This is a genomic window from Thalassotalea algicola, assembly GCF_012932965.1.
GTDB classification, from domain to species: domain Bacteria; phylum Pseudomonadota; class Gammaproteobacteria; order Enterobacterales; family Alteromonadaceae; genus Thalassotalea_F; species Thalassotalea_F algicola.
In genome coordinates this window covers 175687-192427 of the sequence record NZ_JABBXH010000006.1, presented here as the reverse complement: position 1 = coordinate 192427, position 16741 = coordinate 175687, and the positions used below count along the sequence as shown (strand labels likewise).

Annotated in this window: 10 protein-coding genes, 1 tRNA gene and 2 rRNA genes; 6 read left to right on the top strand and 7 right to left on the bottom strand. The window is 41.7% G+C overall.

Features of this window, described 5'->3' with window-relative positions; all coding sequences use genetic code 11:
• Nucleotides 1-304 precede the first annotated feature (304 nt).
• The 3 genes from HII17_RS16650 (at nt 305) to HII17_RS16640 (ending at nt 3562) form a co-directional block, all read left to right on the top strand.
• A 23S ribosomal RNA gene (locus HII17_RS16650) occupies nt 305-3182 on the top strand.
• 138 nt (nt 3183-3320) lie between these two features.
• Nucleotides 3321-3435 (top strand): 5S ribosomal RNA (gene rrf, locus HII17_RS16645).
• 42 nt (nt 3436-3477) lie between these two features.
• A tRNA-Tyr gene (locus HII17_RS16640) sits at nt 3478-3562 on the top strand.
• A gap of 178 nt (nt 3563-3740) precedes the next feature.
• On the opposite strand, the gene HII17_RS16635 is transcribed toward HII17_RS16640, so the two are convergent.
• The 4 genes from HII17_RS16635 to HII17_RS16620 form a co-directional block, all read right to left on the bottom strand.
• Entirely contained in the window at nt 3741-5060 is a 1320-nt protein-coding gene (locus HII17_RS16635; protein WP_169076494.1) for a spinster family MFS transporter, read from the bottom strand.
• Nucleotides 5061-5170: 110 nt separating this feature from the next.
• Nucleotides 5171-6802, bottom strand: coding sequence for a response regulator (locus HII17_RS16630; protein ID WP_169076493.1), 1632 nt, complete (start codon nt 6800-6802; stop codon nt 5171-5173).
• Between the two features lie 76 nt (nt 6803-6878).
• On the bottom strand, nt 6879-7988 hold the full coding sequence (locus tag HII17_RS16625; protein ID WP_169076492.1) for a dipeptidase: 1110 nt from the start codon (nt 7986-7988) through the stop codon (nt 6879-6881).
• Between the two features lie 9 nt (nt 7989-7997).
• Entirely contained in the window at nt 7998-9620 is a 1623-nt protein-coding gene (locus HII17_RS16620) for an amidohydrolase family protein (protein WP_169076491.1), read from the bottom strand.
• Nucleotides 9621-9731: 111 nt separating this feature from the next.
• Between HII17_RS16620 and HII17_RS16615 the strand changes: the two genes are divergently transcribed.
• Together HII17_RS16615 and HII17_RS16610 are read left to right on the top strand one after the other, a co-directional pair.
• Complete coding sequence (locus tag HII17_RS16615) at nt 9732-10631, top strand: LysR family transcriptional regulator (RefSeq protein ID WP_169076490.1); 900 nt, start codon at nt 9732-9734, stop codon at nt 10629-10631.
• A gap of 82 nt (nt 10632-10713) precedes the next feature.
• On the top strand, nt 10714-11781 hold the full coding sequence (locus HII17_RS16610; protein WP_169076489.1) for a tetratricopeptide repeat protein: 1068 nt from the start codon (nt 10714-10716) through the stop codon (nt 11779-11781).
• Nucleotides 11782-11802: 21 nt separating this feature from the next.
• Here the strand turns inward: HII17_RS16610 and HII17_RS16605 are convergent, their stop codons facing one another.
• A complete protein-coding gene (locus HII17_RS16605) occupies nt 11803-11985 on the bottom strand; it encodes a hypothetical protein (protein WP_169076488.1) in 183 nt (60 codons plus the stop codon).
• Between the two features lie 193 nt (nt 11986-12178).
• Complete coding sequence (gene ilvC, locus HII17_RS16600) at nt 12179-13663, bottom strand: ketol-acid reductoisomerase (protein ID WP_169076487.1); 1485 nt, start codon at nt 13661-13663, stop codon at nt 12179-12181.
• A gap of 112 nt (nt 13664-13775) precedes the next feature.
• Here ilvC and ilvY point away from each other — a divergent pair, with 112 nt between their 5' ends.
• Nucleotides 13776-14657: an HTH-type transcriptional activator IlvY gene (ilvY, locus tag HII17_RS16595; protein ID WP_169076486.1), complete on the top strand. Its 882-nt coding sequence runs from the start codon at nt 13776-13778 to the stop codon at nt 14655-14657.
• Between the two features lie 19 nt (nt 14658-14676).
• On the opposite strand, the gene HII17_RS16590 is transcribed toward ilvY, so the two are convergent.
• The gene (locus HII17_RS16590; RefSeq protein ID WP_169076485.1) at nt 14677-16707 is read right to left on the bottom strand and encodes a S8 family peptidase; all 2031 of its coding nucleotides are present in this window, start codon (nt 16705-16707) and stop codon (nt 14677-14679) included.
• Nucleotides 16708-16741: the final 34 nt, after the last annotated feature.

The window sequence follows — 16741 nt, the reverse complement described above, 5'->3', positions numbered from 1 at the left end:
TCTTTAACAATTTGGAAAGCTGATATATATCCCGAATATAATTACTTTATCAGTAATATATTCGAACGATGTTTATCTGGTGAGTGCGGTGTCGCGCTGTTACTCACATAACGATAAACATCACCGAGCATTTATTCTCCTCGAATAAATGTTCAACCTTGAAATAAGACTTCCTTATCTTATTTCATCTAATTCAAGTAGCTCACTATTAACACTTGTTGTTAATAAGAGTACGTGAAAATGTCAGACATGCATTTGATTGTGGATTTGTCTCCACAATACTTAAGACTACTTAGGGTTGTATGGTTAAGTGACTAAGCGTATGTGGTGGATGCCTTGGCAGTTAGAGGCGATGAAAGACGTGTTAATCTGCGATAAGCGTAGTTAAGGTGATAAAAACCGTTATAGACTACGATTTCTGAATGGGGAAACCCAGTGTCATAAGACACTATCACTGTGTGAATACATAGCACAGTGAGGCAAACCGGGAGAACTGAAACATCTAAGTACCCCGAGGAAAAGAAATCAACCGAGATTTCCTTAGTAGCGGCGAGCGAACGGGAATTAGCCCTTAAGCGGCATGGCGTCAGTGGAATGTTCTGGAAAGGACAACGATACAGGGTGATAGTCCCGTACACGAAGACAAAATGTTTGTGAAATCGAGTAGGTCGGCACACGTGAAATGTTGACTGAACATGGGGGGACCATCCTCCAAGGCTAAATACTCCTAACTGACCGATAGTGAACCAGTACCGTGAGGGAAAGGCGAAAAGAACCCCTGTGAGGGGAGTGAAATAGAACCTGAAACCGCATACGTACAAGCAGTGGAAGCCTTCGGGTGACTGCGTACCTTTTGTATAATGGGTCAGCGACTTATTTTTTGTAGCAAGGTTAACCGATTAGGGGAGCCGTAGCGAAAGCGAGTGTTAACTGCGCGTTTAGTTGCAAGGAATAGACCCGAAACCCGGCGATCTACCCATGGGCAGGTTGAAGGTTGAGTAACATCAACTGGAGGACCGAACACACGTATGTTGAAAAATGCGGTGATGACTTGTGGGTCGGAGTGAAAGGCTAATCAAGCCGGGAGATAGCTGGTTCTCCCCGAAATCTATTTAGGTAGAGCCTCGGACGAACACCATTGGGGGTAGAGCACTGTTAAGGCTAGGGGGTCATCCCGACTTACCAACCCTTTGCAAACTCCGAATACCAATGAGTGATATCCGGGAGACACACGGTGGGTGCTAACGTCCGTCGTGAAGAGGGAAACAACCCAGACCGCCAGCTAAGGTCCCAAAGTCATAGTTAAGTGGGAAACGATGTGGAAAGGCCCAGACAGCTAGGAGGTTGGCTTAGAAGCAGCCATCCTTTAAAGAAAGCGTAATAGCTCACTAGTCGAGTCGGTCTGCGCGGAAGATGTAACGGGGCTAAACTATGCACCGAAGCTGCGGATTCAAAATTTATTTTGAGTGGTAGGGGAGCGTTCTGTAAGCCGTTGAAGGTGAGTTGAGAAGCTTGCTGGAGGTATCAGAAGTGCGAATGCTGACATGAGTAACGATAATGGGGGTGAAAAACCCCCACGCCGAAAGACCAAGGTTTCCTGTCCCATGTTAATCAGGGCAGGGTAAGTCGGCCCCTAAGGCGAGGCGGAAACGCGTAGTCGATGGGAAACAGATTAATATTTCTGTACTTCTTTATATTGCGACGGAGGGACGGAGAAGGCTAAGCAAGCACGGTGTTGGTTATCCGTGTGAAAGTATGTAGGTTGAGAACTTAGGCAAATCCGGGTTCTTAAGACTGAGATACGAGACGAGACTCTACGGAGTTGAAGTTGTTGATGCCATGCTTCCAGGAAAATCTTCTAAGCTTCAGATATAAAGGAACCGTACCCCAAACCGACACAGGTGGTTAGGTAGAGAATACTAAGGCGCTTGAGAGAACTCGGGTGAAGGAACTAGGCAAAATAGTACCGTAACTTCGGGAGAAGGTACGCTGGCTCTTGTGAAGGACTTGCTCCGTAAGCATAGGTCAGTCGAAGTAACCAGGTGGCTGGAACTGTTTATTAAAAACACAGCACTGTGCAAAATCGAAAGATGACGTATACGGTGTGACGCCTGCCCGGTGCCGGAAGGTTAATTGATTGGGTTAGCTCTGCGAAGCTCATGATCGAAGCCCCGGTAAACGGCGGCCGTAACTATAACGGTCCTAAGGTAGCGAAATTCCTTGTCGGGTAAGTTCCGACCTGCACGAATGGCGTAATCATGGCCACACTGTCTCCACCCGAGACTCAGTGAAATTGAAATTGCGGTTAAGATGCCGTATACCCGCGGCTAGACGGAAAGACCCCGTGAACCTTTACTATAGCTTGACAGTGAACATTGCTCCTACATGTGTAGGATAGGTGGGAGGCTTTGAAACTTTGTCGCCAGATAGAGTGGAGCCAATCTTGAAATACCACCCTTGTATGCGTGATGTTCTAACCTAGGGCCCTTATCGGGCTTGGGGACACTGTCTGGTGGGTAGTTTGACTGGGGCGGTCTCCTCCCAAAGAGTAACGGAGGAGCACGAAGGTTGGCTAAGTACGGTCGGACATCGTACGGTTAGTGCAATGGCATAAGCCAGCTTAACTGCGAGACAGACACGTCGAGCAGGTGCGAAAGCAGGTCATAGTGATCCGGTGGTTCTGTATGGAAGGGCCATCGCTCAACGGATAAAAGGTACTCCGGGGATAACAGGCTGATACCGCCCAAGAGTTCATATCGACGGCGGTGTTTGGCACCTCGATGTCGGCTCATCACATCCTGGGGCTGAAGTCGGTCCCAAGGGTATGGCTGTTCGCCATTTAAAGTGGTACGCGAGCTGGGTTTAGAACGTCGTGAGACAGTTCGGTCCCTATCTGCCGTGGGCGTTTGAGAATTGAAGAGGGCTGCTCCTAGTACGAGAGGACCGGAGTGGACGAACCTCTGGTGTTCCGGTTGTATCGCCAGATGCATTGCCGGGTAGCTACGTTCGGAACTGATAACCGCTGAAAGCATCTAAGCGGGAAGCAGGCTTTGAGATGAGTTCTCACTGGGAATTTAATTCCCCTAAAGGGTCGTTGGAGACTACAACGTTGATAGGTCAGGTGTGTAAGGGTTGCGAGGCCTTGAGCTAACTGATACTAATTGCCCGTGAGGCTTAACCATACAACACCCAAGTGGTTTTGTTGTATGCTGACATGAATCGGTGAATAACATCGACATGAGTGCATTCATGCACGACATCACGTACTTGTGATACTTGAATTAACGGATACATCAGCCTTCTAAATTGTAATCAATTCGCCTAGCGACAATAGCGTTGTAGAACCACCTGAACCCATGCCGAACTCAGAAGTGAAATGCAACTGCGCCGATGGTAGTGTGGGAGTTCCCATGTGAGAGTAGGACATTGCTAGGCACCTATTTCAAGCCCAGTCTTACGACTGGGCTTACCCTATTTGGAGGGGTTCCCGAGTGGCCAAAGGGATCAGACTGTAAATCTGACGGCTCCGCCTTCGGTGGTTCGAATCCACCTCCCTCCACCATATAAACAAAGCTCGACATTAGTCGGGCTTTTTTTATATGTGAAATAGGTTGATAATAAGGCTGGTTTGACAAAATTATCTGGAACAATCTCGAATACACATAATGTGGCTTTAGTGAAGGACAGGAGTCCACAATAGTCCACCTCCCTCCACCATATATAGTATATCTATCGGTAACTTAATTTGGTGCATTCAAAAGGTCATCTCTTAAATTATTTGCTGCGCGATAGAAATGACATACTGACCAGAAGCTAACTATAGGTAAAATATATAACATGGAATAGCGTAAAGACTCTGCTTGATATGTTTCACTTAAATAATCACTTAGTGCGCCGATTGCCCAAGGTCCCAGCCCTAAACCAATAATATTTAAAATCAGAAATAAAATAGCTGAAGCCATAGCTCTCATGCGAAGTCCTACAAGCCCGTGAGTAGTTGCTATTACAGTACCTAAATATACGTTGGCTAATATTGATGGAATGATCATGCTATACAATGCGGTATATTTATCATCGGCTAAACAGAAAGAAATAATAAATGGTAATGATATAAGACCAACTAACGCAGGCAGCCATGCATACCAACGCTTATCTGTTTTAGCTAATTTGTCAGCAACAACGCCGCCACCAAATACACCTACAGCACCACCAACACCAATTATGAGTGCTAGCCAAGTACCTAATTCACCAGTAGACATGGCGTGTATTCGTATCATGTAAGAAGCTGCCCAACTAACTAAGCCATAACTAACAAAAGCGGTTAATGCAGAGCCTAAAGCAAGATGCCTAAAAGAATTCCGACTCCATAAAAGGGAAAGTACTATTTTAAATGAAGTTTGATTATCATCGGTTTGCCTATTTTCGCTTAACCCCCTAATAGGCTCTCTAAGCGTAAATCCTACTATTACCGCTAGAAGTATTCCTGGTGCTCCAACAACCATAAAAGCTGTACGCCAACCAAAAGCTTCATTTAACCAGCCTCCTAATAAAAACCCGAAGAGTATGCCTATATTTACACCAGTCGAATAAAAACCTAAGGCACTAGCTCTAGATTCAGGTGGGAAAATATCTGAAATAATCGAATGTGAAGGCGGACTACCACCTGCTTCCCCAACGCCAACCCCTATTCTTGCTAACAATAATTGGGTGTAATTTTGTACAAAGCCGCTAATTGCTGTCATAAAGCTCCATACAAATAAGGAAATCGAAATAATGTTTTTGCGATTATATTTATCTGCGAGTCGGGCAATTGGTATACCAGCAATTACATAAAACAAGGCGAATGAAAAGCCAGTTAATAAGCCTAACTGACTATCGGATAACTGGAGGTCGGCTTTAATAGCTTCTTGTAAAATCGCGAGTAATTGTCGGTCAATAAAATTAAAACTATAGACAACAGTCAGTAAAAATAAAGCGTAGTATTTGTTTGTAGTGTTGTTTGATTGAGTACTGTTTGCACCGTCACAGACAGCTACTGAACTGGGGAGATCGCGGTTCATTTATCTTCCTTTATAACATTAAAGTATTACTCGTTAATCATATCCCCAGTGCAATGATTAAAAAGTGAACATTTAGAGTGCAGTTTTTTAGCTACAATTGTCAAGCGATCTTAGCTAGTGTTTGCTTTTAACTGTTTATATTCTTGTTCTAATTTTTTATATCTCTGATAAGCCGCATGTGTCGTCGATAGGCCGGTAAGTGAACCTAGTAGTTCGCCTGACTTTCTAAGTTGTAGTTGATTATTTGATTGTTTAAACAGTGCTATCAATGCTTGAATTAAGTTAAGTTTAATTCCGATGTGGCGTGGATAAGCTTTATGAGCATCGGATAACCTTTTACAGGCGTCTTGATAATTCTGCTTATGATAACTATTTGCGGCTTCATCTAAAGCTGATTGAGCATGACGCAGCTCTTCCGTTTTAAGGTCTTCATCAACTAATTTATCTATTTTTGTCATCAAGTGAAGTTCATCACCATATTTTTCAGCTACTTTCGCTAAGATAGGTGATGCAGATTGTCGTCTGTCTAACTTGATGAGTAGATCGGCAATAGCGATAGAACTGTCAGGTGGCAATTCATCTACCACCTTATTAATTAGAGACTCAGAAGATTTTAATAACCTCTTAGCATCAAATTCGTCATTGGTTTTACGCATTAACCTAACAGAGTGAAGCTGAGTTTGAAGACGTATATCCATTCTGCCAAATGATTTAGCTGTTTCACTTAATGCATTCATTACCCTGTTTTTCTTCATTTTTAACTGATAGTCAGAAAGTTCAGGTGCTAGCTGGTTTAGCGATTCAGAAAATTTGAAAGCATTTTCTGGCTTATGATGAATTGAATTACTCGATAGGTGATAGTTTTGATCAAAAGCTTGAGTGGCTTTTTCGTAATGACCATTGGTAAAACAAAGCTGGGCGTAGCGTTCGATGCGTTTTACCGAAAGTGGTGATATTTCTATTGCTCTTTCTAATGTATCTTGCGCCTTTTGAGGTTGTTTTGTTGCCTCGTAACTTGTTGCTAACCAGTCATAAGAAGACAAGTAAAGAGGGTATCTATCAATCAGATTAGAAAAATAGCTAATAGCTTCAGGATATTTCTCCTGCTTTAAAGCGATCTTTCCTAGTCCTATACTGGCCCACTGACAGTTCTTTTGTGGTTCAAATCGTCTATAGATGTCGGCTGCTTGATCAAACTTATTTTGTTCGAATAGTTGGCGAGACTTAATTCCGAAGCATTCTGTCTTATAAGGGGTGTTTTTTTTAATTGCTTCATCGCATAACGCTATGGCATGCAAAGTTTGATGCTCATCTAGTGCCTTATAAATATCATTCATATGGCGCTTTTTCTTGTAGCAACGATCTAAACGTTCAAACAAATCTCTTAAACGATAAGGCTTGGTTAAATAGTCATCTGGTTTGTGCTCTAATGCAGCGAGCACCATGGCTTGCGAGTTTTCTGCAGTGATAAGAATAATTACAGATTGACGATTTACTAAGCCATTGGTGCGCAGCTCTTCTAGCAACTGTTGACCATTTTTTTGACTTTCACCTAAATCGTAACCTAATAACAATACATCGTAATGATTTTCGGAACACCTGAGGACAATGTCTTTAGCATACCCCGTTGCTTCCACTACCTCTGGTGCCAAATTAAAGGCAAACTGTTTCAGTAAGTCGCGAGACGGCTTTAAACTGTCAATGATTAAGAACCGCTTGTCTCGATAATCAGAAACTGCCATCCCTTTCCTTTGGGCTAAATGCTATACAGTAGTTTGTAGCCAAAATTAACTCAAAAGTCTACTGTAAACTGGTCAATTACCAAACTCTTTGGTAAAGCGAGAGCAAGTTCGTGCCGATAATTTTCTCGATAGCATCATCATTAAAGCCAGTTTTATTCAAGTGCCAAGCTATTAGCTCCATTCGACGTTCAGAGTTAAGTTCAGGTACAAATGGTGGTCTATTAGGTGTTTCCCCTGGTGCTGAAATACCCGCTGCGATTCGACGCTTAACCTCTTTACGGATCACCTCTCGATATTCTGGTCCATCATTGATAGGAATGATTCCTTGATCACTTCCGATAGAAACATGATCAATGCCACAGACATTTACCGCGTGTTTAATATGTTTTAGTACGATTGTTGCCGTAATCTCATGATCACCACCTTCTAAAAAGGGCATTAAGTAAATACCAACAACCCCACCTTTATCAGCAACCGCCTTTAATTCGCTGTCATCATTATTTCTTGGGTGCTGGTAAAGGGCATTACAACCGGTATGGGAAATGGTTAAAGGCTTATTTGCATGCTTAATTGCATCAACAACTGTTTGTTTATTTGCGTGGGACACATCAAGCAGCACGTTGTTATTTTCGATATGTTTAATTGCCTCTATGCCTAGCTTGGAAAGTCCGTTATTAGTATCTACTAGGCCTCCTTCGCCAAATTGAGAAAGGCTATTATAGGTTAACTGCATATAGCGTACACCACGCTTAGCAAAGTGCTCAATGCGAGATAAATCATTTTCGAACATTTCAGTCGACTGAAAACCCAGAATGATCCCAACTTGCTGCGCCTTCTTCGCATGTAATATATCTGAGGCAGCAGCAATGAGCTTAAAATTTTCTGGGTATTTGTTAATGACCGTGAGTGCGTTGTCAATACGCTTCGTTGTTCTATCGAAATTATCGCCAGGGTATGGAATCGTTGCGTTAACAGCTGTTATTCCTGAAAGCTTAATAGTCGCGAGTTGCTGCGAACTTAGCTCCGTCATATCATTGCCAAATGCGATGCATAAGCCGTCTATAACAATAGATTGGTTATACTTATGCCAGGATTGATTACTACCCAAAGCATGATGAATTGGTGTACAGGTTATTATTGCGCCGGCACTAATCATTGCTTTGATGAATTCTCTTCTATCTAACATAGCTACTCCTTAGTATGAGGCGATACATTCAACTTCGGCTTTTGCGTTTAATGCCAAGCCACTTGCAGCAAATGCACTACGAGTAGGTAGTTGCTTAGTAAAGTAACTTTTATAGACTTCACTCGCTTTACCCCATTCTTTGATGTCGGCAAGCATTAATGTGCACTTGGTAACATGTTCAAACCCTAATCCATGTTCAGCTAATACGCTGAGAATGTTTTTCATTGTTTGATGCATTTGCGCTTCTATAGTGCCTCCTGCTAGTACCATGGTGCCGGGAAGATTACCTATTTGGCCTGACATCCATAAGGTGTTTCCGACTTTTTTTGCTGGTATAAAAGGCAATCGCGAGTCAGCGCCGCGATAGATGAATTGGCCATTTTTAAGGACATGCGAAACGCTATCTAGGTTAGCTATATCTTCAGCTGGATTTTTATCAAACACCACTAAATTTGCAACCTTTCCGGTTTCAATAGAGCCTATGCTAGTAGATTGACCAATGACTTTTGCATTATTGATGGTGGCTGCTTGTATTGCTTGTATTGGTGAAAGTTTGGCTTCATTGACTAGTAATTCCAACTCTTTATAAAGCATAACCTCTTGGTCACTGAATGCATCAGTACCTGCAGCAATAGGTATACCGTATTCATGCGCCAATTTCGTGAGCAATACAGTATGTCTATACCGTTTTTTTGTATTTTCATTTAATGTTTTTCTGCTTTCAAATACTGTCATAGTGGCATCTAAGATAGTGTTGTTCTTCAGCATTAAATTTAAGAGATCGTTATATTCGGCCGTTTGATAAGAACGCTTTTCTTGGCTTGAATTTGGTGCTTTATCTTCTCGTCGCCATTCACGATAATTATCAATAATTTCTGCAGAAAGGTCCGGGGCATGAGAGATAGTTTCGACACCCGCGCTTATTGCATTACTTGGCTTTGCAGGGCCAACATAAACATGAGACCAAACTTTCAGTCCATGCTTTTTAGCAGCAGTTGTCAACTTCGCTATCTGTTGTTGGTCAATTGCGGCGTAAATTTTTATACCTGTTGCGCCCGTACCAAGCGCCTTTAACATTACTGCATCAAGATCCGTTTCGTCGGTAATCGCAGCCATCCATGGAATTGCTCCTGATTGATGGCCTTTGGCTGACGAAACTGTCCTAGGATCAGCAAAAAACTCTGGACCACCGATGATTACTGAGTAGTAGATATCTGGAGACTGAATAATATCCAATAATGCTTCACGTTTAAGGCCTGATAGCACGCGCGTGTCGCCACCCATATCTCTTACCGAGGTAACCCCGCCACGTAGCAAATTTCGTAATCTCTTTAATGTGTCACTTCTATTATCCCAATCATCTGGGTCGGTAGCGTGATGAACGTGCGCGTCAATGAGACCGGGCGATAAAAATTTGTCTTTTAAATCGACGACGACAGTATCAGGAGATAGATCAATTTCATCGCTATTTGCAATACGCTGAATGTGCTTATCATCAATTAGTACGGTTTGATTTTTGATTATTGTTAGCGTGTTAACATCGATTAGATTGACGTTGGTTAATGCTGTTGGTCCAGCGTTCACTTGGCTACTTATCCATACCAATAACAATGCGCTATATAACTTTTTCATGTTGAGTCCAGAATTCTATTAATGAATCGTTTTAATTGTCGCCGTTAAGCTCGTTGTTTAGTAGTTAACAATTGTATATGGTGTATATACCTATAGTTTACAAAGTGATAAATGAACAAACTTGATGCGATAAAAGCGTTTTGCCTAGTATGCCAAGAGCAATCATTTACTCAGGTTGCTAAAAGCATGCGGTTGTCTCCTGCGATGGTTGGCCGATACATTCGACAGCTAGAAGAGCAACTAGGCACCTTGCTGGTAAAACGAACCACAAGGCAAATGGCAATTACACAGGCAGGTAAACTCTACTATCAAAAGGTTAGCCCACTATTGGCTGAGTTGACGCTGATAGAACAGGAACTTTCTAGCTTTAGTGATATGCCAAAAGGGCAATTAAAAGTTTCAGCAAGCATAGAGTTTGGAGGCCAATACTTAGCACCAATCATTGCTCAATATCGCCAGTTATACCCTAATGTTGAATTATCGTTTGATTTAACCAATGAACCAATTGATATCACACAAGGCGCTGTGGATTTAGTTTTTCGGGTGGCGCCGACGCTTGCTAACGCGAGTTTAAAAGTAATTCCTATCTGCACAAGTAAGCTAGCAATGTGGGCGCACCCTAAGTATTTATTACAGTATCCTAAGATCACAGCTATTGAAGATCTCGCCAATCACCAGCTGTTATTCTTTGAACATAGTTTGCGTTCGGATCAATGGATATTTTTGAAAAATGGTGAAATCCAAGAGGTGAAGTTGCCGTGGGCTTGGAAAACTAATAACGGTCGATTGCTTAATGAGGCAGCGGCACAATCACAAGGTATTATTCAAGCGCCAAGTTATTCGGTAGCTGGCTATGTAGAGCAAGGACTTCTTGTTGAAGTGCTGTCTGAACATAGCATTCAACCACTGACAATTTCAGCAATTTATCAACATAGTTACCAATATTCATTGGCAATAAAGACGTTTGTTGAACTGGCAAAAAATTACTTTCTCCTCCAACCACTTCCTTAAATACGAAATATTTAGTAGTTTGTGTTGCACAAAAAACCATCGTTTGTTATAAATCTGTGACAATTGTGCATAGGAGATGGTAATGGAGTACGGTGAGTCTTTAATAAATGGGGGAGTAACCTATCAGCACAAGTGTGAATGTTGTGGCTGTGAAAAGCATAATGTGCAAGGCGCCATTCAGTATGCTTATTTGTTTTTAGAAAGCCTGCCTTTTTATCCTGTCGGGCGATCCGTTACCTTAGAATGTGCAGAGTGCCTGCATATAACCAAGCCTCAAGACTTAGATTCAGCACTATACAAACAACTACTTTCTTCCGTCTTTACTATTTATCACTTTGTATTGAAGTTTTTTGGGTTGTTTCTAGTGTGCTATTTAATGTTTTCTTGGTGGCAGTCAGAACAAGAAGAATCAAGAATTACTGAAAACTTAGTTAGTTATCCGCAAATTAACGACTTCATGCTCTTGGATTTTCGAAAAATTTCAAAAGATATGAGGCCGCACGAGATATACCGGATAGCTAAAGTGGTTGATATAACTGGCAACACTGTTTCTTTAGCATTTGGTAACTTTTTTTATAAGCATGAGTCATCATTTGAAGATGCAATTATGTCAGGACAAACTCGTGCCTATAGCTACTTTGGTAAAAACAACCATAATTTTAGTATTGCTCAGTTAGCAACTCTGTTGGAAAGAGAGGCGATTGTCAGAGCCGCTAGACCAGAAGGCAATATGCTGTTTGGCAATTACGTAATTAATGACACTGGCTATCGAATGGGATCAACTTATATTCCCGGCGAAAGAAAATATGCTTCTGGATTAGCATTTGAGCAAGCGACTTACATTCAAGAACACAACATAAAAGCATTTTTTAAGTTCGAAGAATCCGCAAATTTAGGTTTTGCCTTGGGCCAAATAAGATTAGCTGAGCTATACCTTGCAGGAGAAATCATTGAAACTGATCTTTCAAAAGCGCTTTACTGGCTTGAACAAGCTTCAATGCAAAGTTACGAGCGAGCTATTAAGAAGTATTCTATTGTTTGTCAACAAACTAAAGGTTGTGATGTTCAGGCGTTTTATTCGCGATTGATTGATGCTGGTGTTAACCTGTCAGTCAATGAGCGTAAAGGTGAAGTGGCACTAAGCGATTAGTGCATTAAATATAAATCTAGTTTATTCGACAGGTGTTAAGTATTGCTTAATGCTAGCTCGTAACGTCGGTGACAAATTATCGTTGTAAGTGATTAAATTGAGTGTATCTTGGGCTTCAGCATTTGAACATTCAAGTAAGTCGTTTATCTCTTTGTCTTCTTTAATACCAAGTTTTTGCCACGCTTCAGCTAAGTTGATTTCCATAACTAATCCTCGATAAATAAATAATTTATACGGATTGGGCAATATAAAAGATCATATCATCGGTAAGAATATAGAGCGGGCGATACCTGCGCTAGTCTTGCTTGAGTAACTCTCCCCCAGTAGACCAAGGTATCGCCCATTTGCAGCGAGCAAATTTGGCAATAAAGCTCAGGTAGAGACCCGAGCTTTTTATTTATAGGTTGGCTTCAACAATGCGCTTCATATCGGTCATGTAGCCACGTAACTCTTTGCCAACAACTTCTACGCTGTGGTTACGGATAGCTTCATTAACTTCAATTAAGCGAACATTGTCTACGCCGTTAGATGAGCTTGACAGACCTTCACCTAAATCTTCTAGTGACAATTGACTTACGAAATCTGAAAGTAATGGCGCTGCTGCGTGACTAAACAAGTAGTTACCGTACTCGGCAGTATCAGAAATCACAACGTTCATTTCATATAACTTGTTGCGGGCAATACAGTTTGCGATAAGTGGTGTTTCATGCAGAGATTCGTAGTATGCAGACTCTTCAATAATGCCGGCAGCTACCATTGATTCAAAAGCTAGCTCAACACCCGCTTTAATCATTGCTACCAAGAAAATTCCGCGATCATAGAATTCTTGTTCTGTGATTTCTGTATCGCAATCAGCGGCCAACTCAAATGAAGTTTCAGCAGTTTGTGCACGCCATGTTAATAGGTTTTCATCATCTTTAGCCCAGTCAGCCATCATGGTTTTAGAGAAAGTACCATCGATGATATCGTCCATGTGCTTTTCAAATAATGGACGCAATGTATCTTTTAATTGCTCCGCCATATCAAAGGCTTTGATTTTTGCTGGATTAGATAAGCGATCCATCATATTGGTGATGCCGCCATGCTTTAAACCTTCAGTAACGGTTTCCCAACCATATTGAATTAGTTTGCGGGCATAACTTGCGTCTACACCATTGGCAACTAATTGCTGATGACCCAAAATGGCACCAGTTTGTAACATGCCACATAAAATAGTTTGTTCGCCCATCAAATCTGATTTAACTTCTGCGATGAATGAAGACTCAAGTACACCTGCTCGGTCACCACCAGTAGCTGAAGCATATGCTTTTGCTATCGCTAGACCATTGCCGTTTGGATCGTTTTCAGGGTGAACAGCGATTAATGTTGGTACACCAAAGCCTCGTTTATATTCTTCACGAACTTCCGTACCAGGACATTTAGGTGCAACCATTACAACCGTAATGTCTGGACGTACTTGCATGCCTTCTTCAACAATATTAAACCCATGAGAATATGAAAGTGTCGCACCGTGCTTCATTAGTGGCATTACTGCACTAACAGCTGAAGTATGTTGTTTGTCAGGCGTTAGATTTAACACTAAGTCAGCGTTAGGAATTAACTCTTCATAGCTACCTACTGTAAATCCGTTTTCCGTTGCCCATTGCCAAGACTGACGTTTTTCAGCAATGGCAGCTTCACGTAATGCATAAGATATATTAAGACCTGAATCACGCATGTTAAGGCCCTGGTTTAAGCCTTGTGCGCCACAGCCGACGATAACGATATTCCAGTCTTTAATGAAATTACAACCGTCAGCAAATTCGTCACGTTTCATAAAACGACATTTACCTAATTGAGCCAACTGCTCGCGTAAACTTAAAGTATTGAAATAATTAGCCATGATTTTTCCAGCATTGAATTGATAATGACTTTACTCTATAGCGAAATTAGCGTTGCTTAAAGTGAATTGTTTGCATTACTATGTTGCATTATTTGCAATATGGGGTTGAGTTATGGATTCAAAATCTTTGGCTATGTTTTATCATCTTGCTAACGCGTTACACTTCGGTAGAACAGCGGAAGCTTTTTACGTAAGTCCCTCAACGTTAAGTCGAACTATTTCAAGATTAGAAGATGAGCTTGGCTGTACTCTGTTACATCGTGACAACCGTACTGCGACGTTAACGGCGGCTGGGGAGCAACTTAAGTCGTTTGCTGAGCAGCAAATAGAGCAGTTGTCATTGCTTAAACTCTCACTCAATCAACAGCAAGCACAACTTAAGGGTAAGTTGCATATCTATTGTTCAGTCACTGCGGCGTATAGTCATTTACCACCGTTAGTAGATAAGTTTCGCCAACAACACCCATTGGTTGAAATCGTGCTATCTACGGGTGATGCTGCAGATGCCTTACCACAGATTCAGCAACAGCAAGCAGATCTAGCAATTGCCGCGAAACCAGATAATTTGTCTACGAGTTACTATTTTCATCATATCGCAGATATTCCTTTGCACTTAATCGCTCCGACCATCCCATGTCAGGTGCAGCAGCAGTTGTTGGCAAGTTCAGTAGACTGGTCGCAGTTACCGATTATTTTGCCCGAACATGGTTCAGCAAGAACACGTTTTGAAAAATGGTTTAGAACTATGCAATTTGGCAAGCCCAATATCTATGCAACCGTATCAGGCCATGAGGCAATTGTCAGTATGGTCGCACTAGGCTGTGGTGTGGGTATTGCGCCAGAGGTTGTGGTTGAAAATAGCCCAGTGAAAGATAGAGTTTATGCACTTGATATTGAACACGAAATTGCACCATTTGAGCTTGGTATTTGCTGCCTAAATATTAAAAAAGAGCAGCCGCTACTAAAAGCTTTTTTTGATGCAATTGGTGCCTAAAACCTAAAAATTTAATGCTTTAAGTTTTAAATAGCCTGATTAAGGAAAGTAACAATATGAAAATTAGACTTATCGCAAACGTCCCACCAGAACCGCCAGAATTTGAATCAGGCGTTACGGTTGGCGGCTGACTTGCCGTTACCGTGAAACTGATTTCAGTTTGCGAAGTTAATTCAAGAGAGTTCTGAACTTGCGCAATTACCGTATGAGAGCCTTCGTTAAAAATACGGCTAAAACTTTCCCCTTGCGCGATAGTCTCTTCGTTGTATAGCCATTGGATGTTATGACTAATATCTCCATCTATTTGATCTGTTGCTTGTGCAGTAAAGTTAATTGTTTGGTTGGCTGTATACTCACTATTATTGTCTGGTGACGTAATGTTAATCTCAGGAGGAAGGTTTGCGTCTGTCACTATTTTTACGTGCCAATCTAGTTGGATCATGTTGTATGCGCTATCGGTAGCTACTGCGGTAACAACGTGCTCACCTAATGAGAATGTATGATTAAAATTACTGCCAAATGTACTTACTTCGACCCCATCTAACTGCCAACGAATATTATCAGTAATGTCACCATCTTCAGTATCGATCGCGTTAGCAGAAAACGCTATCTCAGGGTTTTCAGTGGTTATTGTTACCTCGGTTGGAGCAAGGCGGGTAATCGAGGGAGTTTCATCATATGGCAATGCTTGAAAGGCTTGCCAACAATCTAGACTTGGAAATGTTCTGCCTTGCCTGTCAGTGACCGGCTGACCAGAATTTTCTTTCAAGTATGAGCGAATTTGCTCTGGGGATAGAGTCGAGTCTCTTTGTTTAAGCAGTGTGGCACAGGAAGCGACCAAAGGTGTAGCCATTGAGGTACCGGCAAAAGTAGAAACGCCTTGATTAATTCCTGCTGCTTTTGTTAATGCCCCGGGTGCGACAATATCGATAGAAGTATTACTATTGCTAAAGCAAGTTAACTCTCCTGCGACGGGGGAAGAATCGAAGCAAAAACCATTATAGCTAGAGATTCCGGTATCCCAGACTGCACCAACAGCAATTACATTAGCTAGACAAGCTGGTGCAGTGATCGCTGTAATACTACCTTCGTTACCTGAAGAAGCAAATAATGTGACACCTCTGGCATGGAGTTGATTAACCGCACTTGCTAAGGATCTTGACCAGCTGGTTTCATCGTCACACACAGATGAGAATAATCGATCAGTGCCAAAACTCATATTTACGATGCTGACATTTGGCAGATCAGAAATAATATAATCAAGAGCAGAAACCGCTTGAGAGGCGGCGCTATAGTTTCCATCAGCGTCTAAAATTTTTAGTATGTGGAGCTTTGCTTCCGGTGCACCACCTTGTGGAGCTACTGTGCCGTTGCCCGCGAGAATACCAGCGACATTAGTACCATGGCCATTTTGATCATAGGTAGAAATATGGCAGTCATCTGAAAAGCAGGTTTGTGAAAGCACTCGGCCAGCAAAATCAGGATGATCTTGATCCAGACCAGAATCAATTATGGCAACTTCAATTCCTGACCCATCTAACGGCAACGCTTTAACGAGATCTAAGTTTGCCTGAGGAATTGCATGATTGAGATGTGCCTTTCCCATGCCGCTGTCTAGACCAACGTTGTTCACCCAAGGCAATCTGGCTATTTGTTTTATTGTAGCTGGTGAGGTTTTAATGACTATTGCAGGAATAGACTTGAAACTGCGAACGAGCTGATAGTCGTTAGTAGGCATTGCATTAAGAATATTGGCTTTGTATTTTGCTACCAGTTTTTGCTGAAGTTTATGTTCAAACTTGGTGTAGCCAACGCGCTTGTTATTACTAATGCTTTTATCTGATAAAACCGAATCGCCAAAATAAACAATATAGTTAGCAGGCTCTTTAGCAAGCTGAGAAATATTAAATTCAAATTTTGATTGTAGATGATAGTCCAGTGCAATCAAACTTTCTGAACCGTTACTGGTAAAGCTTAACAGTAGGAAAGAAATAAAAAATAGCTTTACGAAAACATTTTTTATTCGGCATGTTTTATTAGAAAAATTCATAAGTGTGTAATTAACGTCCTGTAAATTACAGACA